This window comes from Homoserinimonas flava (assembly GCF_054969005.1).
The window spans coordinates 632,959-656,443 of sequence record NZ_JBUEQS010000001.1 but is presented as its reverse complement, the minus strand read 5'-3'; the positions used below and the strand labels follow the sequence as shown (position 1 = coordinate 656,443).

Here is a 23,485-nt window from a genome sequence, read left to right as displayed (position 1 = left end):
CATCGTGCTGCTGGGCCACAGGTGCTCTCAATTCGTTGCGTTATTGCGTGCAGACTTCCCAGATTAGCGAACTACGGCTGCTCAGGGCTCACGGGGCGAAGCTCTGGCCACCGTGCCGACAGCCCGTCGCCCGAAGAGCGGCCGGTGAGGCGGCGCCCGACCCATGGACCGAAGTACTCGCGCGCCCAGGTCGCGTCGGCGCGCATGGCATCGATGCGCCGGCGCGGGGCAAGAGGCTCGAGCGGTTCGGCAGCAACAACGTGATCGTGGCGAAGCCGAGCGATCACCCGATTGGCCATGTTGGCGTGCCCGAGGCTTGACATGTGGAGCCGATCGATGTCCCACATCCGCGGATCGTTGTATTCGTCGAACCGCCAATAGTCGACGATGTGGGCCCCGCGCTCATCGGCGATCTCGCGGAGGAGTTCGTTGTAGATTGCCGTCCGCGGACGCGTGCGGCGGAAGATGGCCGACTGCACCGTGTCGAATCCCGTGAACAAGACGACCTCCGCGCCGGAGGCCCGCAGCCGCTCAACCGCATTGTCGTAGACCGCCATGAGGGCGTCGATGTCGACCGACGGTCGCAGGATGTCGTTGCCGCCCGCATAGACGGTGACGATGGTCGGTCGCAGTGCGATAGCCGGTTCTACCTGCTCGTCGACGACCTGGAGCAGCTTGCGCCCCCGGATCGCGAGATTGGCGTAGCTCGTGTCTGGATCGGTGCGCGCGAGGAGCACGGCCGCCCGATCGGCCCAGCCGCGAACGCCGTTCGGCAGTGCGGCGTCAGGGTCGCCGACACCCTCGGTGAACGAGTCGCCGAGCGCCACAAATCGAATCGTCACGCAGACACCCTACGCGGATGCTGCGCGGCCACCCTGTGCGGGGCGAGGAAGACACTGACTGTAGGCCGACCCACAGTCGCAGCGCAGACTCTTCCCCACCGCGACGCCTACGCTGATCGTATGCGTGCTCCAGTCATCCTGCGGTGGACCGACAACGGCCTCAGCCCAGCCGACGGGGCTGAACACCACGGCGAGATCGCCGTCGCAGACTCCTGGCGCGTAGAAGATGGTGCGGCGCTCGCACTCGACCTGCACCGCACACGCTTTCTCACGACGGCGAACGATGCCGCAATGCCCCATGATGCCGCCGCATTCTGGGATGCCGCAATCGCCGCTCTCCCCCGGTCTGGGTCATGGTTTCCGCGGGTGGAGGTGCGACGTCACGCGACAGGCGAGGATGGCGCAGCCGCCGCCAGCTGCGAACTCATCCTCCGCATTCGGGAGGCGCCGCCCGCGCTTCGCACGCTGACGCTCGCCGAGCTCTCCGGCGCAGACCCGCGAACCTCGCCAACCATCAAGGGGCCATCGCTTGAGATGCTTGAACGCCTGCGGGCGGCGGCCCGCGCCGACGGTGTCGATGACCTTGTCATCCTCGACGAGCTCGGACACATCGTCGAGGGGGCCGCGACGTCGCTTGTCTGGTGGCGCGGCGACATCCTCTGCCTCCCGGCGGTCGAGCTCGAGCGTGTCGACAGTGTGACGGCGCGGGCCATGCTCGCGCTCGCTACCGCAACTGGCGTGCCGCTCTCGTGGGAGACCACAACGCCACTCGAACTTGACGGCCTTGAGGTGTGGGCGCTCAACGCGCTGCACGGCCCCCGCATCGTGACACGATGGGTCGACGGGCCGGCGACAGCGGAGCAGCCGGGTCGACTCGCATCATGGCGCGCACGACTCACGGCGCTGCGGGTTCCGCTCACAGCCTCGATTGGAGCACCGACGCCATGAACGAGGTGCTCACCTGGATCCTCGACGTCGTGCAGTCGGTCGACCCTGTGCTGAGAACGCTGCTCGCCGGGGTCGGCATTCTGCTCGAAACGTCCGTGCTCATCGGGCTCATCGTGCCGGGCGACACCATTGTGATCGTCGCCTCGACGGCGATCGGCAGCCTCACAGAGTATCTCTGGATGCTCGCCGCCATCGTGATCGGCGCCCTCTGCGGCGAGAGCATCGGGTTCTTGCTTGGTCGCCTCTTCGGCCCTCGCATCCGCGCCAGCCGAATCGGGCGTCGCATCGGGGAGAAGCAGTGGGTGCGTGCTGAGAACTACACCGATCGGCGGGCCGGGATTGCGGTGTTCATCTCACGATTTTTGCCGGTGCTGCATTCACTCGTGCCCCTCACGGCGGGGATGAGCTCAATGCGATATCGCACGTTCATGGCGTGGACGGTGCCGGCGTGCATCCTCTGGGCAGGCGCCTATGTCACGGTGGGGTGGCTCGCCGCCGGCTCATATCGCGAGTTGGCAGACGGCCTGCACTCCGCTGGCTACATCTTCGTCGGCATCATCGTCGGGTTCTTGCTGCTCGTCGTACTCGGCAAACGCCTGCTGCATCGGGCCGAGGCGCGATACATGGATCACCCCGGCGACCGTGACGCTACGACGATCGATCGCGTCGAGAGTTGATGCTGAGCCGCTAGCCAGTGAAGGCGGCCTTTAGCGGGTGAAGGCGCCGTCGAGGTAGGAGTGCACGACGTTGCGAGCCTCACCGATCAGGCGGGCATCACCCTTGGCTTCGAAGGTGAAGGCGCGAGCGAGCACAGCGTCGACGAGTTCGAGGGCGACCTCAACGCGCAGTTCGATCGCATCGCCCGTGCTGCCGAACCGCTCGGACAGCGCTTCGGCGATCACCGTGGCGACGACCGCGGTGTGGGTGCGGGATTCCTCGCGTGGCCGCACATCGATGACGTCGCCGAAGCGGAGCGACCGGAAGCCAGGCTTCGTCGCGAACGAATGCACGGCGATATCAATCACAGCATCAACCGCGGCGGTCGAGCCGTCAAGCGCATCTGATTGGAGCGCAGTTTCGACCTCGGCGACGAAGTCGTTGAGAAAGCGAACGCTGAGGCTCTGTAGCACGGCGATGCGGTCGGGAAAATAGCGGTACACGGTGCCGATCGAGGCGCCAGCCCGCTCCGCCACCATCGCGGTAGTGAGGCGTTCGTAGCCAATCTCGTCGATGACTTCGGCCGCGGAGTCGAGCAGCCGTGTGAGCCGCGCAGCACTCCTCGCCTGGACAGGTTCGTTCCGCAGCGTGGCGGTCGATGCCTGCAGTGTCGCGTCCAGATCAGGGTGGTGCAAGGGGGGCTCCTTTTAACGAAAGATCAGCTAGTCATACTACGCGCCGCCCCCGCTCCGGGGGCGTGAGGGCGGCGCTCGGGCGCTATGTCAGGGCAAACTGCCAGAATGTCGCGTTCGCTGCAGCGGCAAGGAATGATGACCGACGAGCGCACGCCGGAGCATGCCAGACTGGGGGAATGGCAAAGTCCCGGAGCGCCGCCGCTCGCGCTGTCGAGGCAACCTCCATTCCCCACTTCGCGGCTCGCCTCGAAGACAAGTTCCACAACTTCAGGGAACGCCGAGCGCGGCGTCGAGGGCTCACCCCCACCGTCATTCCCTATGCGGGCTACGGCTCACCCGAGTGGATTCGCGTGCTCGGTCGTGTGCTGCTGTCGAAGCCAGGCACGGCAAATCGCTACAAGAAGATTCGCGGCTGGCGCAGCTTCACGAGCGTGCCGCTGAACGATGTCGCTGTCACCATCACAATCGATGGCAAAGAACACACCGTGACGGCCGACCGCGGCGGCGTCATCGATGCCGTCATCAGCGTGAACCTCTCGCCCGGCTGGAACACCGTGCTCGTGCGAACGGAAGGGTCGGAGGACATCGAGGCACCCGTCTTCATCATCGACCCGAACGTGCGCTTCGGCCTCATCTCCGACGTCGATGACACCGTCATGGTCACGGCACTGCCGCGACCCTTTCTCGCCGCATGGAACACCTTCGTGCTCGATGAGCACGCGCGACGACCCGTGCCCGGCATGGCGGTGCTCTATGAACGGCTGCTCCACGATCATCCTGGCGCGCCCTGCTTCTACCTGTCGACGGGCGCATGGAATGTCGCCCCAACCCTCACACGCTTTCTCATGCGCCACCTCTACCCGAGCGGGCCACTGCTGCTCACCGATTGGGGCCCCACCCACGACCGCTGGTTCCGCAGCGGGCGACTGCACAAAGAGGAGACGCTGCGCAGGCTCGCAGCGGAGTTCCCCGAAATGCGCTGGCTGCTCGTCGGTGACGACGGCCAGCACGACCCCGACATCTACGGAGAGTTCGCCGAACAGCATCCAGAGCAGGTCGAGGCCATCGCGATCCGCCAACTGTCGACCGGTGAAGCGGTGCTCGCTGGTGGTCGCAAATCTGACGACGAGCGACCCGCAAAAGACGACACCCGCTGGTACCACGCGGCCGACGGCGCAGGGCTCTCAGAGCAGCTCTTGGGGCCCGACCCGCGCTGAACGATCCTCAGCGATCGGACCACTCCACCCGTCTGGTCCGGCCGTGCCCGCAGCATACGACTCAAGAGGCACTTGACCCTCCGACCATGCCGTGAGCACCGGTTCGACAATGCGCCAGCACTCCTCGATCACGTCCCCGCGAAGTGAGAGTGTCGGATCACTCGCGAGGATGCCCGAAAGGACTTCGCCGTATGGCCCAAGGTCTGCTGTTCCCAAGGTTGCGGTGAACGTCACCCGATCGAGATCGAACACGTCACCGCCACCGTTCATCATCACATCGAGCTGCACCTCCTCCGGCCCCATCGCTATGCGCAACTGGCTCGGCTCCCGCACGCCAATCAGCCCGTCAGGGAGATGGGGCACGTCGCGAAACGTGACAACGATCTCTTTGCGCGCCGTGCCGAGACCCTTGCCAGAACGCAAACGGAACGGCACCCCGGCCCAGCGCCAGTTCTCGACCGTGACGGTCATCTCTGCGAGCGTCTCGGTCTCGCGCGCGGGGTCGACACCGGGCTCGTCGACGTACGAGGGCACACTCCGCTCACCGATGTTGCCGGCACGATAGCGGGCGCGCCGGCTCGCCTCGGCTGGGCCACCCGGCCCGACCCGCGTCGCCCGCAACACCTGCGCGATCCCGCCGCGAAGATCGTCGGCCGTCACGCTCGACGGAGGCTCCATCGCGATGAGAGCGAGCACCTGCAAGAGGTGGCTCTGGATCATGTCGACAAGCGCTCCCGCGGTGTCGTAATACCCGGCACGCCCCTCGAGCGCGAGTGTCTCATCGAAAACGATGTCAACCGAGGCGATGGCATCCCGATTCCACGAGTCTTCGAAGAGCCGATTCGCGAAGCGGAGGCCAAGGAGGTTCAAGATGGTCGACTTGCCAAGAAAGTGATCGACGCGGTGGATGCTGCGCTCCGGGAGGACGGCCGTGACAAGTTTGTTGAGCGCGACCGCGCTCGCAAGATCGGTGCCGAACGGCTTCTCAAGCGCGAACACCGTCCCCTCCGGCAGCGAAACCCGCTGCAGCGCTGCAATGGCTCGCTCGGTCACCGCCGGTGGGAGCGCGAAGTAAAACGCCGGCGTGCCGTCGATCGCGGCAAGCACCGTCTCGAGGTCGTCGCGGGAAGTGACATCCGCTCGCACGTATCGGGATGTCGCGGCCACACGCGCCGCGGCATCCCCCGTCGCACCACCCGCCGCGAACGACGCCGCAACGCTCGCTCGCCACTCCGTCTCGGTCATGGCGTCGAAGCCGACGCCGAGCAGCGTGAGCGGCGGCGCATCCGCAGAATCGAGCAGTTGGCCAAGTCCGGGCAGAAGGAGTCTGCGAGTGAGGTCTCCCCCGGCGCCGAAGATTACGAGCACATCGGGTGTTGAGGTCATGCACACACGCTAGGTGCAACGATTGGACGATGCCTCTGAAGATCGAAGACTACGCACTCATCGGCGACTGCCACACGGCTGCCCTCGTCGGAAGCGACGGCAGCATCGACTGGCTGTGCTTTCCCCGCTTCGATTCCGAGTCGCTCTTCGGCGCCCTCCTCGGCAGCGAAGATCACGGGCGCTGGCTGCTCAGCCCAGCAGACGCGGTGATCGACATGACACGACGCTACGACGGCAACACCTTCATCCTCGTGACGCGCTGGCGCACGGCAGGGGGCGAGGTCGAGGTGACCGACTTCATGCCGCACGGCAACAATCGGGCGGATGTGGTGCGTCGCGTCCGTGGAATCAGCGGCTCCGTCACACTGCGTGACGAGGTGCGGGTGCGCTTCGGCTATGCCAGTGCCATGCCGTGGGTGCGCCAGCGCCCCGAGCACGGGAACAACGCCCTCATTGCGGTCGCCGGGCCGGATGCCGTCATCATCCGTGGGCCAAAGCTCACGAAGCGGGATCACCTCCACGAGAGCGAGTTCACGGTTGCGGAGGGTGACGTGGTCGATCTGAGCCTCACGTGGTTCCCGTCCCACCGAGACACCCCCGCCGCAATCGACGTCGATCACGCCCTCGCGGCGACGCGCGAATGGTGGACGGCGTGGGCATCGCGCGCCGAGGTGGCCGGCGAATACTCCGACGCTGTGACCCGCTCACTCCTCGTCTTGAAGGCCCTCACGCACGAGCAGACAGGCGGCATCGTCGCCGCAGCGACCACGAGCCTGCCTGAGCACTGGGGCGGGGTGCGCAACTGGGACTACCGCTTCGTGTGGCTTCGCGATGCATCGCAAACACTCGAGGTGCTCGTCAGCCGAGGGCTGCGCGACGAGGTGTTGCCATGGCGGGGCTGGCTGCTGCGAGCCATCGCGGGTGACCCGGCCGACATCCAGATCATGTACGGCCTCTCTGGGGAGCGGCAGCTGCACGAATCGACGATCGAGAGCCTTCCCGGGTATGAGGGTGCGGCTCCGGTGCGCAAAGGGAACGGTGCATTCGATCAATACCAGGGCGATGTGTTCGGCGAAGTCATGCTCGCACTGCAAAAGGCACGTGAGATTGGGGTCGAGGAGGGGCGCTTCTCGTGGCCGCTCCAGCGCACCATCATGGGGTTCGTCGAGGAGAACTGGCAGCGAGCCGACAACGGCATCTGGGAGATCCGCGGGCCGCTGCGTCATTTCACGCACTCACGGGTCATGCTGTGGGCAGCGTTCGATTGTGCGATTCGTGCGGTGCGGGACTTCGGACTCGACGGCCCCGTGGAACGCTGGGAGCAGCTCCGCGACGCCGTCAGCACCGAGATCGAGACCGAGGGGTTCAACTCCGAGCTCGGCTCGTACACGCAGTACTACGGCGGCACCGAGGTTGACGCGTCGCTCCTCCAGCTCGCGCAGGTCGGCTACCTCGCCTACGACGACGAGCGGATGCTTGGCACCGTTGCGCAGATCGAAGCGCAACTGCTGCGCGGCGGCCTGGTGCTGCGGTATCGCACGGAGGAGGGCGTCGACGGGCTGCCCCCGGGCGAGCATCCGTTTCTCGTGTGCTCGTTTTGGCTCGTGGAGCAGTATGCGCTCAGCGGCCGCCTTGACGACGCCAGGGTGCTCATGGACCGGCTCATCGGGTTCAGCAACGACGTGGGACTGCTCTCGGAGGAGTACGACGTCGATACCGAGCGTCAGGCGGGAAACACCCCGCAGGCGCTCTCGCACCTCGGGCTCGTGCGCGCCGCCGGGGCGATCGAATTTGCCAGCATGCGGCCAGACCGCCCGGAGCTCGCCTCGGTCTCGCAGGGTCGGGGGCGGCGAGACGCCGACTGATTCTCGCGCCACCCGTCTGGGTGATTGACCGCCCGATACGTCGCTGATAGCGTCGGGGCATCCAGATGCACCGATCATTGGGCATCATCAATGCAGACCCGCGTTCACCACCCGAGCTTTTCCCGAAGCAGAACCCGAACTGAAGGCCTTACCCGCCATGCCAGAGCGCAGCAGCGCGCTGGCGAGCACCGAGCTGTCGACCACCGTTGACCTCGCGGGGCTCGTGAGCGCACCAGCGATCCTCGTGATCGCCGCGGCGTGCGTCGTGCTGCTCGTTGTCGGGCTCGATGTGCGCCGGCTCCGCCGCGCCTCGCGCATGACGCTCACCCACGGCATTACGGGCGTGGTGCTCGCCGCGACGGTTATTGCGCTCACGATCACCTTCACCGTGAGCCTCGCCCAGGTGCCAACCTACAGCGCACCCGCTGAATCGACCGTGCCCGAGTCGACTGTGCGTGAATCGACCGTCACCGACGCCGAGAATTCGGATGCCGACGATCCGCTCGCTGGCGTGCAGTTGCCGACACTACCTGCCGACTAATACCGTCGACCGGGTTCAGCGCATCCAGGTGAGGCTGGCGAAGTCCTCAGGCGAGAGGCCGAGCTCGGTTGCGGTCGCCGAGGCGCGCGCGCGGAGCTCTTCGATCTCGACGCCCTCACGCACGAGCAGACTCACACCGCCGGGGATGAGCCGGGACGCGCGGTAACTGATTACGAGGATGTTGGCATCATCGGCGAGACCGAGCACGCTCCAGCGCCGTGTGACCGCGCGTCGAATACCCTGCCCACGCCACACCATTTCGCCCCGCACAAGCTTCGCTTTGCCGTGCACGGTGCGCCGGCGACCATCCGTGCCGTCGAACTCGATCGTTTCGGTGAGCAAGAGCGGGTTGGGGGTCGAGACATCAAAGACAAATCGTGGTTCGCCGTGTCGCTGGTCGAGCCAGAAGAGCAGATTGCTCGCGCCAAGGCCCCAGGCGCCAGGGAGCACTTCGACAAGCCGATGGGCTGAAGGCGTCGCGCGCATGACACCCACCCTACTGACGCTCACCACGCGCGCCGCGACCCCCAGTCCGGGAGTGTCGCAGACTGTCCACTGTGTGGTCCGCCGGCTAGAGCCGCACGAATCCGGTCACGGTGATCGCAGCGTTCCCGGACTCGTCCGACGCCGCAAGATCCACCACCGCGGTGATCCTCCAATCATGGTCGCCGGCCGGGTCTGCGATCGTCTGCCGCACGCCCCACTCCCCCGCGCGCCGCTCGATTGTGAGCATGGCGCTGCCACGCGCATCCGGGCCTGTGAGGATCTCGTCGTGGTCGCGCCAGTATGGGTCGAGCGCATCGACCCAGCGCTCTGCCGTGAAGCCGGCATCCGAATCGAGTTCGCCAAGATCGTCGTAGCGTTCGAGGGCCGCAAGCTGCACCCGGCGGAACATGGCGTTGCGCACGAGCACGAAGAACGCGCGCTCGTTTGCCGTGACCCCGCGGGGTGCTGACGGCACGACAGGGCCATCGTGGTGCGTCTCTGGGTCGGGATTCGTCAGCTCCTCCCACTCGTCGAGCAGGCTCGAGTCGACCTGCCGCACGAGTTCGCCGAGCCACTCAATGAGATCGTGGAGCTCCTCGGACTTCAGCTCGTCAGGGATCGTCTGACGGGCAGCGCGGTAGGCGTCGGAGAGGTAACGCAAGACGAGCCCCTCGCTCCGCGCGAGCGAGTAGAAGCCGATGTACTCGTTGAACGTCATCGACCGCTCGTACAGGTCGCGCACGACCGACTTCGGCTTGAGCTCGAAGTCACCGACCCACGGCTGCGACGCACGATAGGTGTCGAACGCCTCCCCCAATAATTCGGCGAGCGGCTTCGGGTAGGTGATGCTCTCGAGCAACTCCATGCGCTGCTCATACTCGATGCCTTCGGCCTTCATCGCGGCGACCGCCTCGCCGCGCGCCTTCGACTCCTGCGCCGAGAGCACCGGCCGCGGGTTTTCGAGCGTCGATTCAAGCACCGAAATGATGTCGAGGGCGAGCCCTGGGGTCGGTTCGCTCACATTGTCTTCTGGCGGACTGATGAGGTCGAACACTGCGAGGGCAAAGGGCGAGAGCGGCTGGTTGAGCGCGAAGTTCGGCTGCAGGTCGACCGTGAGACGGATGCTGCCGTCCACCTCCTCGACTACCCCGGCGGTGCGCAGCGTGCGATAGATGGCGAGTGCCTGGCGCAGAAGCGAGCGCTGCTTCGGACGCGGTTCGTGGTTGTCTTCGAGCAGCTCGCGCACCTCGGCGAATGCGTCGCCTCCCCGCGCGATGACATTGAGGAGCATCGAATGACTCACCGCCATCGCCGAGGTGAGCTTCTCGGGCTGGGCGGAAATGAGCCGCTCAAAGCTCGGCTGGCCCCACGACACGAAGCCCTCAGGCGCGCGCTTTCGCACCAGCTTCTTCAGCTTCTTGGGGTCGTCCCCTGCCTTAGCGACGGCTTTGGCGTTGTCGGATTCATGCTCCGGCGACTGCACGACGACTGAGCCGGCGGTGTCGAACCCCGCACGCCCGGCCCGCCCCGCGACCTGGTGGAATTCCCTGGCCGAGAGCTGCCGCATCCGCACGCCGTCGAACTTGGTGAGACCCGTGAGCAGCACGGTGCGGATCGGCACGTTGATGCCGACGCCGAGCGTGTCGGTGCCGCAGATCACGCGAAGGAGACCCTGCTGGGCGAGCTGCTCGACAAGCCGACGGTATTTCGGCAGCATGCCGGCGTGATGCACGCCGATGCCAGAGCGGACCAGCCGCGAGAGAGTGCGGCCGAAATTCGTGGTGAACCGGAAGTCGCCGATCGCGTCGGCGATACGGTCGCGCTGCTCCCGTGTCGCGACTCGGATGCTCGTGAGCGCTTGCGCCCGCTCAAGGGCGGCGAGCTGCGAAAAGTGGACGATGTAGATGGGTGCCCGGTGGGTCTCGAGCAGCTGCTCGACGGTCTCGTGGACGGGCGTCGTGACGTACTCGAAGTGGAGGGGCACGGGGCGTTCGACACCGGTGACCGTGGCGGTGGCGCGTCCGGTGCGTCGGGAGAGGTCGTCAGCGAGCCACTCGACATCGCCGAGCGTCGCCGACATGAGCAAGAACTGCGCGTGCCGCAGCGTCAAGAGTGGCACCTGCCATGCCCAGCCGCGTTCCGGGTCGGCATAGAAGTGGAACTCGTCCATGACCACAAGCCCCACGTCGGCGTCGGCGCCCTGCCGCAGTGCAAGATTGGCGAGGATCTCCGCCGTGCAGCACACGATCGGCGCATCGGGGTTCACGCTCGAATCACCCGTCACCATGCCGACGTTGGCGGCGCCGAAGATGTCGACGAGCGCGAAGAATTTCTCGGAGACGAGCGCCTTGATGGGTGCGGTGTAGAAGCTGCGTCGGCCCGCGGCGATCGCGGCGGCATGAGCCCCGATCGCGACGAGGGACTTGCCGCTGCCCGTCGGGGTACTGAGGACAACATTCGCGCCCGTGACGATCTCGAGCACCGCCTCTTCTTGCGCGGGGTAGAGCGTCAGCCCACGACCTCTCGCCCACTCCTCAAAGCGGTCGAACACCGCATCGGGGTTGTCGGCGTCCGCGAGCAGCGCAGCAAGGGTCGGATCAGGCACTCCTGAAGCTTTTCACACTCCCGGCGTCGCGAGTTCGGTCGACGAGCGTGGTGATGCACGCCAGACCGGCCCCGCATTCGACCGGTAGAATCGGCCCAATGACCGCCGCACCTGAATCGTCGTCCGAGCCCACACCAGAGGGCCTCGATGCGGGTATCGACCGCACCGATCTCGAGACCACGCTCAGAGTGCTCGCGGAGCTCGACGCCCTCGATGAAGAACACCCAGACTTCGTCGCCGTGCGCCAGGCGACAGCGCGCATGTTCAAAGCGGTCAAACGCAATCGCAGGGTCGAGAAGCGATCAGCGATCGCCGAAGCAGACCGTGCCGTCGTCGCCGCCACCGCGACCGGCGCTCCCGATCGCATCGACGATGAAACACGCGGGGTGCCGCTCGCATCTGGCACGGCCGCACCCGTCGCCGGGCACCTCATCAAGTCTCGCGCCTGCTACATCTGCAAACAGCACTACACGCAGGTTGACGCCTTCTACCACCAGCTCTGCCCCGACTGCGCCGCGTTCAGCCACGCCAAGCGCACTGCGCGAGCCGACCTCACCGGCAAACGCGCGCTGCTCACGGGCGGACGCGCGAAGATCGGCATGCACATCGCCCTCCGTTTGCTCCGGGACGGCGCACACACGACCATCACGACCAGATTCCCTCGCGACGCCGTGCGGAGGTTCAGCTCACTCGAGGACTCGGCCGAATGGATCCACCGGCTCCGCGTCGTCGGCATCGATCTGCGCGACCCGGCCCAGGTCATCGGGCTCGCCGACTCCGTCGCAGAACAAGGGCCACTCGACATCCTCATCAACAACGCGGCACAAACCGTACGCCGCTCCCCCGGTGCCTACAGTGCCCTCGTCGACGCCGAGAACACCCCGCTGCCAGACGGCCCCCAGCCAGAACTCGTGACCTTCGGCCACACGAACGACCAGCATCCGCTCGCAATCGCCGCATCGGTCACGGCGCATCCGCTGCTCGCACGCACGGCGGTCGATGCCGATCGGCGCACCGCCGCCGAAACCCTCGCCGCCGAAGCGATGATGGCCGGGTCGTCATCGCTTGAGCGGCTCGCCGCCGGCACCGCGATCGACGCGGGCGGGCTCATCCCCGACGAAGACCACATCAACAGTTGGACGCAGCACGTGCATCAGGTCGAACCCCTCGAGATGCTCGAAGTGCAGCTCGCGAACGCAACCGCGCCCTTCTTGCTCATCAGCCGGCTCCGCCCAGCGATGGCGGCGTCGACCGCGAGGCGCAAATACGTCGTCAACGTTTCGGCGATGGAGGGGCAGTTCGCGCGGCGATACAAAGGCCCGGGGCATCCCCACACCAACATGGCGAAGGCTGCGCTAAACATGCTCACAAGGACGAGCGCGGGCGAGATGCTTGAGACCGACGGGATTCTCATGACCGCCGTCGACACCGGGTGGATCACCGACGAGCGCCCCCACCACACCAAAGTACGCCTCGCCGAAGAGGGCTTTCATGCGCCCCTTGACCTCGTCGATGGGGCAGCCCGCGTGTATGACCCGATCGTCGTCGGGGAAGAAGGCACCGACCTCTTCGGTGTCTTTCTCAAGGACTACAAGCCCGCCGCCTGGTAGCCCCGCGGCACCCACACCTCGGCAGACCGCTCACTCGGCGTGCCCATGCTCGCCGATGAGCGGGACGAAGACGACGCCGAGGAGCGAGCGCTCACTAAAGCCCTCGTCGCCGCTGTGGTTCAGATCGCCGCTGTGGTTCAGATCGCCGCTGTGGTTCAGATCGCCGCTGTGCTCACCGTGCCGCGTCACGACAACGAGCTGCTGATGACCGCGCCGGCGCTCGACCGGCATGACGAGGCGGCCCCCGGCGGCGAGCTGATCACGGAGGGGTCGCGGCACGTCCGGACCGGCCGCCGTCACGACAATCACATCAAACGGCGCCGTCTCGGGCCAACCGAGCGTGCCGTCACCAACGTGCACGTGCACATTCTCTGTGCCGAGCGCGCGCAAACGCTCCGCCGCGGAAGCGGCGAGCCCAGGATGGCGCTCGATCGTGTCAACCCGGACCGCGAGCGTTCCGAGCACCGCAGCCCCATACCCCGAGCCTGACCCAATCTCGAGCGCCCGATCGGTGGGCAGAATCGCCGCAGCCTGTGCCATGAACGCGACGATGTACGGCTGCGAGATGGTCTGACCTTCGCCGATGGGGAGCGGCCGATCATCGTAGGCATAGCCCAACTGACCCCCAGGAACGAAGTGCTCCCTCGGCACCGTCGCCATCGCCTCCAGCACGCGGCCGTCGGTGATGCCACGACTGAGGAGGTCGCGCTGGAGCATCCGTTCACGATGACGACGAGGGTCGGCCATGACAGCACTAGCGGATGCTTGCGAGCGACACCACGTCGTCTGACGGCAGGTTGCCATCAACCACGGCGGTGACCTCCATCGCGTTGAGGGTGAGGTGCCCTCCGCGGTTCGTGAGAAACGCCGTGTCTGCCGCGTCGCGGCCAGTCGCGATGCGCACGAGGCTTTCCCTTGGCGCGAGCAGGGTGGCATCGACGACCCGCCAGGCGCCATCGATGAGCGCCTCCGCAACCGCGTGGAAGTCCATCGGGGCGAGCCCGGGAGCGTAGACGGCGACGAGACGGGCAGGGATGTCCCGTGCGCGAAGCAGCGCCACCGTGAGGTGCGCGTAGTCACGGCACACGCCCGCGCGTGCCAGCAGGGTCGTCGCTGCGCCATCCATGGGGCCACTCGACCCAGGCACGTAGTCGAGCCGCGACCCGACCCACGATGACACACTCGCGAGCAGCTCGGCGGGGTGGCCGATGCCACCGAATTCCGCAGCGGCAAAGGCTGCGAGACGATCCGATTCGGCATAGCGGCTCGGCCGCGCATACACGACCTGGTCGAGTGCGGATGCCGCAGCCAGCGGCGCCTCGCCCGTCACTGCTGCGCGGTACCGCACTTCGAGCAGCCCTCGCGGCACATCGGCGAGGTGGAGGCGTGAGCCGGCCTCTCCGCGGAGCTCACTCGGGTCGACTTCGACGCCGTCGATTGACACCGTCAAGGCCTCTTCTGCCTCGTATCCAGCAGCGACGGCGATCTGCAGTTCGAGGGAGGCTGGGGCGTCGATCGTGCAGACGATCGAGGCGGTGACGGTTCGGAGCATGCCCCATTCTCTCCGACGGCCCTGTATGGGCCGTGTCGATCAGGTTTCCGATCGGCAACACGACACACGAGCACCGCATCCCAGAAACGGAAAACCCCCGAGATCGTGATGATCTCGGGGGTATCTGTGGATCCAAGGGGATTCGAACCCCTGACCCCCTGCATGCCATGCAGGTGCGCTACCGGGCTGCGCCATGGACCCTCGGTGGTGATGCTGTTGCTTCTCGCGAAGCAACTTCTCAAGATTACTACATTCCGGCGATGGGTAACGTCACTCTCCAGATCTGCTGATCGGGGGGACCGTCTCCAGCCGTGCCGCGAGCGAGCGGATGCCGCGCACCGCCGAGCGCAATTCTTGCAGGTGATGCTGCGGCAAGAACTGTTGTGTGTGCTCCCCCAGGTCGTTCGTTGCCGCATCCACTCCCACCGCCTCGACCGCGAGGTTGTATTCGACTCCGAGCACCTCGACGGCGCATGCCGCCTGGTATGGCACATAGACGGGTGTTGTCACCATCAGCACGCTGCTGGTCGTGGCGTGCGCGCGCGCTCCCCAATACTTGAACGTGTCGGCCGTGTTCGCCCGTCCTTTCTCCGGCGCGCTTGAGGGCGCGGCGACGACAGAGACGGTGATGCCGTCGGTCGACTGCCAGGATGCGATGCTCCACCTCGCATTGCCACTGCCGCCACCCTCGATCAGCGGCTCGCCCGAAGGCGGGAACACGGCACTCACCCCCTGCACCATGCCGTCGACCTCGTCGTCACCCACAATGCCCAGCGCTTCAGCAACCCGGGATTCGTCACCCGCGAACGCTCGATGTGCACCGAGAAAGACGACTGACGGCGACGAGACCCCTTCCTCGAGCAGGGAACGCACGAACCTCGGTTTCACCACCCCCGCGCGCACCATGCCGCCCGTCATGACGATCGCGTCGTAGCTCGTCGCTCGCGGCCACGACGGCGCGAGTCCGAGCTCGGGGCAGCACGCGAGCGCCGCAGCCGACTGGGCAGCGGAAAGCACAGCGGATGCCGCGAGGTTGCGTTCGCGGCCCGCCCGAAAGTCCCAGTGCTCTGCCGAAAACGCATCAAGCCATTCGAGCAGCTCGCCCGCTGTCTCAGCAACGGGTCGAGTGCCACCGAATTCGGCGACGAGCCGCCAAAGCGGCTCAGCGTGCACCCACTGTGTCACGCCGTCGCGGGCCTCCGCCGCAGCGTTCGGCCCCGGATTCCACGCGGGAACCCAGGCGGTCATTCCGATTCGGTTGGGTGCGATTCGGCGTGAGTTCGCGCATCCGCCACGTCGATGGGGATGGCGGGGCAGTCTTTCCAGAGGCGTTCGAGCGAGTAGTAGATGCGCTCTTCCTCATGGAAGACGTGGACGACGATGTCGCCGAAGTCGAGCAAAATCCAGCGCCCTTCGGCGCGCCCTTCGCGTCGGACGGGTTTGCTCCCGGCCTCGATGAGCTTCTCCTCGATTTCGCTCGCGATCGAGATGACGTTGCGCTCATTGCGTCCCGAGGCGAGCAAAAAAATGTCGGCGAAGGGGAGTGGCCCAGAGACGTCGAGCGCCACCAGATCGGTCGCCTGCTTCGAATCAGCCGCGGTGGCGGCGATGGCGAGAAGATCGTGGGCGTGCTGGGTGGCTGTCACAAATTCCTTAGTGGTGAAGTGCTGGTCGTGGGTCGAGTCTAGAACGTCTCGAAATAGAATCCCACAACGACGAGCACAGTAACACTCACCATCATCGCGCCGGCCGTGATGGCGAGCACAATGGGCAGACGGTTGCCTCCCGTGTTCCGGGACATCGCGACGACATCACGGGGGGAGGTGTGCGTGCTCACAGCACGGATGGCCCTGACGGGCGCAGAATCACCTTCGACATCGTCACGGTCAACCGCATCAATGATGGCGTCGAGATCTGAGTGGTCGTATCGAGCTGGGTGCGCGCCGGTTGTGCCGAGCGTCGATGGCAGGTTGATCGTGCCCGTGATGAGCACTTCACCGGTCGAGGTCGTGAACGGCACCGAGAGATCGGCTCCGGAAGGAATTGCCGGCAGCACGAGAGCGCTGCTCGTAATGGGTCCGCTCGCCGCCGCGACATCACGCGATGGGGCGGATGCTGCAGCCTGCGCCGCATCGTCAAGCGCCTCTTGTGTAGACCAGTGTCCAACCGGAGCCGTTTGCGGCTGCGGAGCGCTGTCAAAGCCGCGTGCCGACTCGGAGAAGTCGGGGAGCATTGTGGGCGGAGGATACTGCGCGAGCGAGTACTGGGGAACGAAGTTCGGGTCTTGCGCTGGCGGCGCAGGGAGATCGGAAAGCGTCGGAATCTCGGTCGGCGATGTGCCAAACGGCATCCCGGTCGGCGGCGCAAGGTCGAAGAGCGGGGAAGCCTGCTCTGCGGAGGGGTCGGGTGCGGATTCGACCGGGGACCTGTCGATGTCGGCAGGCGCAGGCGTCGTTGGCTCTGGCGCGACCACTGGCGCCTCGAACGACGATGGGCTGTAGGCCTGGGGCGGCTCGACAAGGGGGTGCACTGCGTCGATGGGCTCTGCGTCGATCGGCACCGCATCGGTCGATGCTGCGGAAAGCGAAGCCTCATACGACGGAGCCTCGAACGCAGGCACCTCATATGTCGGCACCTCATACGCTGGCGTGTCTCTGACAGACGACTCGTACGCGGGAACCTCGAAAACGGGCGACTCAGCAGGAATCTCGGATGCGACGGGCTCGTCGATGACCGCAGGAGCCGAGAATTCGACTGAGTGCGAGCTGGTGTCGACAGGTGCCACGACGGGAGCCGGTAGCTGATCGTGTGGCTGTGCTGACGGCTCCGATGGCGGCTCGGCAGCCGTCTCTGCATCGGCGGCACCGGCTGACTCCGCCGCGCGCGCGGCCTCAAGCGCCCTCAGTTCTCTGCGAGTGAGCGGTCGACCGGCTTCGACTGCTGCGTCCCCGGCGTGTGGTGCGGTCGGCTCCGATGGCCGGAAGTCACGCACGCGGAAGGCGGCTCCGTCAAACGGTGGGGTGTTGTCGAGTGTGATGCCGCCAGTCTCTGCGAGGCGCTGCGCACGTCGGCTGCCCGGACGCACACCCGACACACTGCCGGTTGCTGCTCCGCTTTCACTCGCGGCGCGCTCGGCATCCGCAGCGTTCGCGGGGTTCGTAAAGGTGTCGAAGGCCTCATGCTCAGTCTGCACTTGCCCGGAACGCTCCTGTTCCTGGGCTGCGGAGAACTCGGCGTCGGCCCCAGGGCCACGCTGATTCATCCTGACCTGCCGCCGCGAAAGCGGTGGCTGGTCACCCCAGGCTGTCATGACGTACTCCGATACAAATGGTGCTTTGCGATGTATTGCACTACCCCGTCCGGAACCAAATACCAGACCGGGAACCCCCGGCCCACCCGGCTGCGACAATCGGTCGAGGAGATCGCCAGAGCGGGCACTTCTAGCAAGCTTACGTCTTGCTCCGGCAATCCGGAAACGTTCAAGGTGTGACCTGGCCGTGAAACTGCGACGAAGTGCGCGAGGTCGAAGAGCTCGTCGACGTCTTTCCAGTCGAGAATCTGGGCGATCGCGTCAGCACCTGTGATGAAAAAGAGCTCGGCATCGGGCCGAGCGTCGCGCATGTCGCGAAGCGTATCGATCGTGTATGTGGGCCTGTCGCGGTCGACGTCGACCCGGCTGACAGTGAACGAGGGATTCGACGCTGTGGCGATCACCGTCATGATGTATCGATGCTCGCTCTGCGTGGCATCCGGCTTCTGATACGGCTGGCCGGTTGGCACAAACACAACCTCATCGAGACCGAAATACTGTGCAACCTCGCTCGCCGCAACGAGGTGACCGTGATGAATCGGGTCAAACGTGCCGCCCATGATGCCGACGCGGGGGCGCCGGCGCTCGGGATCGACCGCGGTCATGACCCGGTGACCGACTAGTGGTGGTCGCCCGCGTCGGGGGCCGCAGCACCCGTCTTGAGGTGGTTGCGGTGCGCGACATCACGGAAGCTATAGGTGACGAGCCCGAGGGCTACGAAGAACCCGAACGCGATGACGGCGAACCAGATGGGGTCCATGATCATCGGAGCGAGCTCGTGGTGGCCCTCTTCAGCAGCGATGACAGCAAGCAGTGACATGTGTTCTCCGTTCGACGCGGTTCTAATCTATCGTGAACGGGCTGGTCACCCGCGCACCTGCCCGGAGCCACGCACGATCCACTTGGTACTCGTGAGCTCCGGCAGGCCCATGGGGCCGCGAGCGTGCAGCTTCTGCGTCGAAATACCCACCTCAGCGCCGAAACCGAACTCTCCCCCATCGGTAAACCGTGTCGACGCATTCACCATGACGACCGCCGAATCGACCTCGGCCAAGAAACGCTCGCTGCTCGCGAGGTCTTTTGTCACAATCGACTCAGTGTGGTGCGTGGAATAGCGACGGATGTGGTCGAGCGCGGCATCGAGATCGTCGACCACGCGCACAGCGATATCGAGACTCATGTATTCGGTGCCCCAGTCGTCATCGGTCGCGGGCACCGCATCGCCGAAGAGCGCCAGAGCCCGGTCGTCAGCGTGGATCGTGACACCACTCTCGCGCAGGGCGCTGAGCACGGGCGGAAGGAGCCGCTCCGCCGCGTCGGCGTGCACCAGCAGCGTCTCGAGGGCATTGCACACGCTCGGACGGTGCGTCTTGGCGTTGTGCACGATCGCGACAGACTGGTCGACCTCCGCCGACGCATCGAGAAAGACATGCACCACCCCGGCACCGGTCTCGATCACCGGCACCTGAGATTCACGCACGACCGTCTGAATGAGATCGGCGCTGCCGCGGGGAATAAGCACGTCGATGAGGCCTCGGGCACGCATGAGCTCGGTCGCGCCGTCGCGGCCGAACTCGTCGATGCTCTGCACGAGGGCCGCCGGCAGGCCGACCGAGGCGATGGCCTCCTGAATGAGGGCGACGAGCGCCGTGTTGGATTGCAGCGCCGCCGAACCGCCGCGCAGGACGACAGCATTCCCGCTTTTGAGCGCCAGGGAGGCGATATCGATCGTCACATTCGGCCGAGCTTCATAGATCGCGCCGACGACGCCGAACGGCACGCGGACCTGGCTGAGTGCGAGACCGTTGGGCAGCGTCGAGCCTCTCACCACCTGACCGATCGGGTCAGTGAGGGCCGCAATGTCACGCACTGCGGCCGCGAGGGCGTGCAGGCGCGCATCGTCGAGCCGCAACCGATCCTGCAACCCTTCGCTCAGACCGTTGTCACGACCATTCGCGAGGTCGACCTCGTTGGCGATGAGAATGCGCTCGGATCCTGCAATAACAGCGCTGGCGATCGCCTCGAGCGCGTCGTTCTTTGTCTGGGCGGTCGCGGTCGCGAGTGCTCGCGATGCCTCCCGCGAGGCGACGAGTTTCTCCTGCAGAGTTGGCGCAGTCAGAGTGTGCTCAGGCATGGCCCCAGTGTACCGCCGGTGGTTAGGCGCTTGGCTCGATGCCCGCGGCAAACCAGGTGCCAACGGACGCACCCGCGAGCGCAGCATCCACCAGACCGGTAGAGGTCAACAGCACGGGGGTGCCAGCGCTGGCGGCGAGCCTCGCGGCCATGACCTTTGTGCGCGCTCCCCCCGTGCCGACACCGGCGGCGCCGATGCCGCCAAACTCGATCGAGTCGAGCGGGTCACCGAAGGGCACCTCAGCGATGCGCTCAGACCCTTCAAGCCACGGAGGCTTCGTGTAGAGGCTGTCAACATCGGAGAGCAGCACAAGCAGGTCAGCATTGAGCAGGCGTGCAACCCGCGCCGCGAGTTCGTCGTTGTCGCCGAACCGGATCTCGGCCGTCGCCACAGTGTCGTTCTCATTAACGATCGGCAGGATGCGCAGGGCGAGCAGCCGCTCCATCGCTCGACGCGCGTTGGCCCGGTTGACTTTGGCTTCAAGGTCACCGGCGGTGAGGAGCACCTGGGCGGCAACGATGCCATAGCGGTCCAAGCTCTCCTGATACCGATAGATGAGCACGTTCTGGCCGACGGCGGCAGCGGCCTGCTGCGTCGCGAGATCGGCCGGCCGCTCCTCGAGCTGCAGGAATGGCAACCCGTTGGCGATCGCCCCGGACGAAACGAGCACGATCTCGGTGCCGCGAGCGTGGGCCCCAGCGAGCGCGTCGATGAGGGATGCAACCTGGCTGACATTCTCGCCGCTAATCGACGACGACCCCACCTTGACAACGACGCGTCGCGCGCGCGGAATGTCGCTGCGCGACACGACGGCACTGAGCGTCGGGATGCTGCTGGTGATGGGGTGCGCGGTCATTGTTCCTGGGCGTTGTCTGGTTCGGATTCTTCGCGGCGTTCGACCGCGAAACCCTCATCATCATTCCAGAGACCGGCCTCGCGCTCGCGGATGAGCTCCGCCCGCGCGGCGGCCTTCGCATCCATCCGCTCGAAGTACGCCTGGCGTCGGGCGTTGCGCGTCGGGCGCTCGTCGTCGCTGAGCCGGACATCCGTGCCTCGGGGGCTCGTGATGAGTTCGGCGGCCGACGTCAGCGTCGGCTCCCAATCGAAGATCACACCCTCGCCAGCGCCGATGATGACGGTGGAACCCGCGACCGCGCCAGACTTGAAGAGCGAGTTTTCGACGCCGAGCTTTGCGAGCCGGTCGGCGAGGTAGCCGACGGCCTCATCGTTTGTGAAGTCGGTTTGCGCCACCCAGCGCTCCGGCTTGGCGCCGATGATGCGGTAGATGTTGCCGTGGCTGCCACCCTCGACCCGAATGGCGAAGTCCGACTCGTTGACGGCACGCGGGCGCAGCACGATGCGTTCGCGAACAGGTTCGGCCGCGAGGGCAACGCGATGCTCGGCAACCAGGTCGCCGAGCGCATACGAGAGTTCGCGCAGTCCGGCACGGCTCACGGCAGACACCTCGAACACCCGATAGCCACGAGCCTCAAGATCGGGGCGGACAAGCTCCGCGAGATCGTGGGCCTCTGGAACATCCACTTTGTTGAGCACGACAATCTGCGGGCGATCAAGCAAGGGAAGCTGCCCCTCGGGCACCTCGTATGACTCAAGCTCGTGCCGGATAACGTCAAGATCGCTCATCGGGTCGCGGCCGGGTTCGAGCGTGGCACAGTCGAGCACGTGCACGAGTGCGGAGCAGCGTTCGACGTGGCGCAAGAACTCGAGCCCGAGACCCTTGCCCTCGCTGGCGCCCTCAATGAGTCCGGGCACGTCGGCAATCGTGTACCGGTTTTCGCCCGCCTGCACGACCCCGAGATTCGGATGCAGCGTGGTGAACGGGTAGTCGGCGATCTTCGGCTTTGCTGCAGACATGGCAGCGATGAGACTCGACTTGCCTGCCGACGGGAACCCGACAAGTGCGACGTCGGCAACCACCTTGAGCTCAAGGAGGATATCCCCGTCCCAGCCTGGTGTTCCGAGGAGCGCGAAGCCGGGAGCCTTGCGCTTGGTGTTCGCGAGGGCGGCGTTGCCGAGCCCACCCTGTCCACCGGGGGCGACGACGATGCGCATGCCCGGCTCGGTGAGGTCGACGAGCACGGTGCCGTCAGCATCCTTGACGACGGTGCCGACGGGAACCGGAAGCTCAAGGGTGACGCCCGTGGTGCCCGAGCGGTGGTCGCCCATGCCGGGCTGGCCGTTGTCGGAGGTGCGGTGTGGCGAGCGATGGTAGCCGAGCAGGGTTGTAACCTGGGCGTCACTCACAAGCACGATGTCGCCACCGTCACCGCCGTTGCCGCCATCCGGGCCTGCGAGGGGCTTGAACTTCTCGCGCTTCACCGAGACGCAGCCGTTGCCGCCATGCCCCGATCGCAAGTGCAAGGTCACGTGGTCCACGAAGGTTGCCATAGCCGTGATCCTTTCTTGATCGGGCCGCTCGCACGAGTGCGCTGCTGGCCGGTCGAATAAACACGGAAGGGCGGGCCGAAGCCCGCCCCACGTGTGAAGTGCTGTGCTGCCTAGGAGGCTGCCGCCACGATGTTGACGACCTTGCGGCCGCCCTTCGCACCGAACTCGACCGAGCCCGCAGCAAGTGCAAACAGCGTGTCGTCGCCCCCACGGCCAACGTTGACGCCGGGGTGGAAGTGGGTGCCGCGCTGGCGGACGATGATCTCGCCCGCGCTGACGACCTGGCCGCCGAAACGCTTCACGCCGAGGCGCTGCGCGTTAGAGTCGCGGCCGTTACGAGTGGACGATGCGCCCTTTTTATGTGCCATTGCTCAGCCCCTAATGCTTTCGGATGTCTTACTTGATGCCGGTGATCTTGACGCGGGTGAGCTCCGAGCGGTGGCCCTGGCGCTTCTTGTACCCGGTCTTGTTCTTGAACTTCTGGATGACAATCTTCGGGCCGCGGAGGTCGTTCAGCACCTCAGCCGTGACCGTGACCTTCGCAAGCGCCTTCGCGTCGTGCGTGATGGTGTCGCCATCGACCAGCAGCACGGGGGCGAGCTCGATGTTGCCGTCTTTGTTTGCAGCGATGCGGTCAAGAACGACGACCGTACCGACCTCGACCTTTTCTTGCCGACCGCCGGCGCGCACGATTGCGTAAACCACTTGGGAACCCTAACTACTTGAAGAAAGTATTACTCGAAGAAAGCTTCATGATTTCACCGGAGCCTGGGCCCGGTAAGAACTCGGCGTTGAATGCGGGCTCAGCCAGCGCACGCCAAGGGTCAATACTACTCGAAATCTTGGGGACCGGTCAAACCTCGTCAATCATACCTGGTTCAGCGAGGGCGGCGGGCTGTCGACGCATCCAATGCTGCCCAGCAAAGGGTTGTCTAGACTTCAACAATGGCCGTTCTCATCGACAAGCCTATGTGGCCAGCGCACGGCACCGTTTGGGCCCACCTCGTGAGTGATGCATCCCTGGATGAGCTGCACGCGTTCGCGCAGCGCGCGGCGCTCCCCCGCCGCTCGTTCGACCTCGATCACTACGATGTGCCGGCGACGCGCTTCGACGAACTCGTCGAGCTCGGCGCCGAACCGGTGAGCAACCAGGACCTTGTGCGACGACTTCAGGCGAGTGGCCTTCGCGTTCGTCAGCGGGAGCGGCGCGGCCTGGACTGAGCGACTC

At 65.8% G+C, this 23,485-nt stretch carries 24 protein-coding genes and 1 tRNA gene; 7 read left to right on the top strand and 18 right to left on the bottom strand.

Annotation, left to right across the window (positions count from 1 at the left end; all coding sequences use genetic code 11):
- Positions 1-71: 71 nt before the first annotated feature.
- Positions 72-842, bottom strand: coding sequence for an SGNH/GDSL hydrolase family protein (locus tag ACY48M_RS03135; RefSeq protein WP_462818779.1), 771 nt, complete (start codon positions 840-842; stop codon positions 72-74).
- A gap of 120 nt (positions 843-962) precedes the next feature.
- Between ACY48M_RS03135 and ACY48M_RS03130 the strand changes: the two genes are divergently transcribed.
- Both ACY48M_RS03130 and ACY48M_RS03125 read left to right on the top strand, forming a co-directional pair.
- Positions 963-1,790: an aminotransferase class IV gene (locus ACY48M_RS03130; protein ID WP_462818778.1), complete on the top strand. Its 828-nt coding sequence runs from the start codon at positions 963-965 to the stop codon at positions 1,788-1,790.
- The gene (locus tag ACY48M_RS03125; protein ID WP_462819246.1) at positions 1,787-2,467 is read left to right on the top strand and encodes a DedA family protein; all 681 of its coding nucleotides are present in this window, start codon (positions 1,787-1,789) and stop codon (positions 2,465-2,467) included. The genes ACY48M_RS03130 and ACY48M_RS03125 overlap by 4 nt, the downstream gene beginning before the upstream one ends.
- A 30-nt stretch (positions 2,468-2,497) precedes the next feature.
- Here ACY48M_RS03125 and ACY48M_RS03120 read toward each other — a convergent pair whose 3' ends face one another.
- Complete coding sequence (locus ACY48M_RS03120) at positions 2,498-3,142, bottom strand: TetR family transcriptional regulator (RefSeq protein ID WP_462818777.1); 645 nt, start codon at positions 3,140-3,142, stop codon at positions 2,498-2,500.
- A 176-nt stretch (positions 3,143-3,318) separates the two neighbouring features.
- On the opposite strand from ACY48M_RS03120, the gene ACY48M_RS03115 reads away from it, so the two are divergent.
- Positions 3,319-4,359, top strand: a complete 1,041-nt coding sequence (locus tag ACY48M_RS03115) for an App1 family protein (protein WP_462818776.1) — start codon at positions 3,319-3,321, stop codon at positions 4,357-4,359.
- Here ACY48M_RS03115 and ACY48M_RS03110 read toward each other — a convergent pair.
- The gene (locus ACY48M_RS03110; RefSeq protein ID WP_462818775.1) at positions 4,327-5,745 is read right to left on the bottom strand and encodes a glucose-6-phosphate dehydrogenase; all 1,419 of its coding nucleotides are present in this window, start codon (positions 5,743-5,745) and stop codon (positions 4,327-4,329) included. The two genes, ACY48M_RS03115 and ACY48M_RS03110, sit on opposite strands and share 33 nt — an antisense overlap.
- Positions 5,746-5,774: 29 nt before the next feature.
- Here ACY48M_RS03110 and ACY48M_RS03105 point away from each other — a divergent pair, with 29 nt between their 5' ends.
- Both ACY48M_RS03105 and ACY48M_RS03100 read left to right on the top strand, forming a co-directional pair.
- Complete coding sequence (locus tag ACY48M_RS03105) at positions 5,775-7,610, top strand: glycoside hydrolase family 15 protein (protein ID WP_462818774.1); 1,836 nt, start codon at positions 5,775-5,777, stop codon at positions 7,608-7,610.
- 157 nt (positions 7,611-7,767) lie between these two features.
- Complete coding sequence (locus tag ACY48M_RS03100) at positions 7,768-8,151, top strand: hypothetical protein (RefSeq protein WP_462818773.1); 384 nt, start codon at positions 7,768-7,770, stop codon at positions 8,149-8,151.
- A 15-nt stretch (positions 8,152-8,166) separates the two neighbouring features.
- Here the strand turns inward: ACY48M_RS03100 and ACY48M_RS03095 are convergent, their stop codons facing one another.
- Positions 8,167-8,637, bottom strand: coding sequence for a hypothetical protein (locus tag ACY48M_RS03095; RefSeq protein WP_462818772.1), 471 nt, complete (start codon positions 8,635-8,637; stop codon positions 8,167-8,169).
- A gap of 85 nt (positions 8,638-8,722) precedes the next feature.
- The gene (locus tag ACY48M_RS03090) at positions 8,723-11,242 is read right to left on the bottom strand and encodes a DEAD/DEAH box helicase (protein ID WP_462818771.1); all 2,520 of its coding nucleotides are present in this window, start codon (positions 11,240-11,242) and stop codon (positions 8,723-8,725) included.
- Positions 11,243-11,340: 98 nt separating this feature from the next.
- On the opposite strand from ACY48M_RS03090, the gene ACY48M_RS03085 reads away from it, so the two are divergent.
- Positions 11,341-12,852, top strand: a complete 1,512-nt coding sequence (locus ACY48M_RS03085; RefSeq protein ID WP_462818770.1) for an SDR family NAD(P)-dependent oxidoreductase — start codon at positions 11,341-11,343, stop codon at positions 12,850-12,852.
- Between the two features lie 30 nt (positions 12,853-12,882).
- Here the strand turns inward: ACY48M_RS03085 and ACY48M_RS03080 are convergent, their stop codons facing one another.
- From ACY48M_RS03080 to rplU, 13 genes are all read right to left on the bottom strand, one after another.
- Positions 12,883-13,599 (bottom strand): protein-L-isoaspartate(D-aspartate) O-methyltransferase, encoded by a 717-nt coding sequence (locus tag ACY48M_RS03080; protein WP_462818769.1) that lies wholly within the window; start codon positions 13,597-13,599, stop codon positions 12,883-12,885.
- A 7-nt stretch (positions 13,600-13,606) separates the two neighbouring features.
- Positions 13,607-14,404: a transglutaminase-like domain-containing protein gene (locus tag ACY48M_RS03075; protein ID WP_462818768.1), complete on the bottom strand. Its 798-nt coding sequence runs from the start codon at positions 14,402-14,404 to the stop codon at positions 13,607-13,609.
- A gap of 127 nt (positions 14,405-14,531) precedes the next feature.
- Positions 14,532-14,605, bottom strand: a tRNA-Ala gene (locus ACY48M_RS03070).
- 69 nt (positions 14,606-14,674) lie between these two features.
- A complete protein-coding gene (locus tag ACY48M_RS03065; protein WP_462818767.1) occupies positions 14,675-15,652 on the bottom strand; it encodes a hypothetical protein in 978 nt (325 codons plus the stop codon).
- Positions 15,649-16,050, bottom strand: a complete 402-nt coding sequence (gene rsfS, locus ACY48M_RS03060; RefSeq protein WP_462818766.1) for a ribosome silencing factor — start codon at positions 16,048-16,050, stop codon at positions 15,649-15,651. The genes ACY48M_RS03065 and rsfS overlap by 4 nt, the downstream gene beginning before the upstream one ends.
- Positions 16,051-16,088: 38 nt before the next feature.
- Positions 16,089-17,714, bottom strand: a complete 1,626-nt coding sequence (locus ACY48M_RS03055) for a hypothetical protein (RefSeq protein WP_462818765.1) — start codon at positions 17,712-17,714, stop codon at positions 16,089-16,091.
- The gene (nadD, locus tag ACY48M_RS03050) at positions 17,711-18,319 is read right to left on the bottom strand and encodes a nicotinate-nucleotide adenylyltransferase (protein WP_462818764.1); all 609 of its coding nucleotides are present in this window, start codon (positions 18,317-18,319) and stop codon (positions 17,711-17,713) included. Before nadD ends, ACY48M_RS03055 begins: the two co-directional genes overlap by 4 nt.
- Before the next feature lie 14 nt (positions 18,320-18,333).
- Positions 18,334-18,534 carry a hypothetical protein gene (locus tag ACY48M_RS03045; protein WP_462818763.1) on the bottom strand — a complete coding sequence of 67 codons (201 nt, stop codon included), beginning with the start codon at positions 18,532-18,534 and terminating at the stop codon, positions 18,334-18,336.
- Positions 18,535-18,579: 45 nt separating this feature from the next.
- Positions 18,580-19,848 (bottom strand): glutamate-5-semialdehyde dehydrogenase, encoded by a 1,269-nt coding sequence (locus ACY48M_RS03040; RefSeq protein ID WP_462818762.1) that lies wholly within the window; start codon positions 19,846-19,848, stop codon positions 18,580-18,582.
- A 22-nt stretch (positions 19,849-19,870) separates the two neighbouring features.
- The gene (gene proB, locus ACY48M_RS03035; RefSeq protein WP_462818761.1) at positions 19,871-20,704 is read right to left on the bottom strand and encodes a glutamate 5-kinase; all 834 of its coding nucleotides are present in this window, start codon (positions 20,702-20,704) and stop codon (positions 19,871-19,873) included.
- Complete coding sequence (gene obgE, locus ACY48M_RS03030; protein ID WP_462818760.1) at positions 20,701-22,257, bottom strand: GTPase ObgE; 1,557 nt, start codon at positions 22,255-22,257, stop codon at positions 20,701-20,703. Before obgE ends, proB begins: the two co-directional genes overlap by 4 nt.
- Positions 22,258-22,367: 110 nt before the next feature.
- A complete protein-coding gene (gene rpmA / locus ACY48M_RS03025; RefSeq protein ID WP_108516841.1) occupies positions 22,368-22,625 on the bottom strand; it encodes a 50S ribosomal protein L27 in 258 nt (85 codons plus the stop codon).
- 28 nt (positions 22,626-22,653) lie between these two features.
- Complete coding sequence (gene rplU / locus ACY48M_RS03020; protein ID WP_462818759.1) at positions 22,654-22,962, bottom strand: 50S ribosomal protein L21; 309 nt, start codon at positions 22,960-22,962, stop codon at positions 22,654-22,656.
- Positions 22,963-23,202: 240 nt separating this feature from the next.
- On the opposite strand from rplU, the gene ACY48M_RS03015 reads away from it, so the two are divergent.
- Positions 23,203-23,478, top strand: coding sequence for a DUF4031 domain-containing protein (locus ACY48M_RS03015; protein ID WP_462818758.1), 276 nt, complete (start codon positions 23,203-23,205; stop codon positions 23,476-23,478).
- The last annotated feature ends 7 nt before the right edge of the window (positions 23,479-23,485 follow it).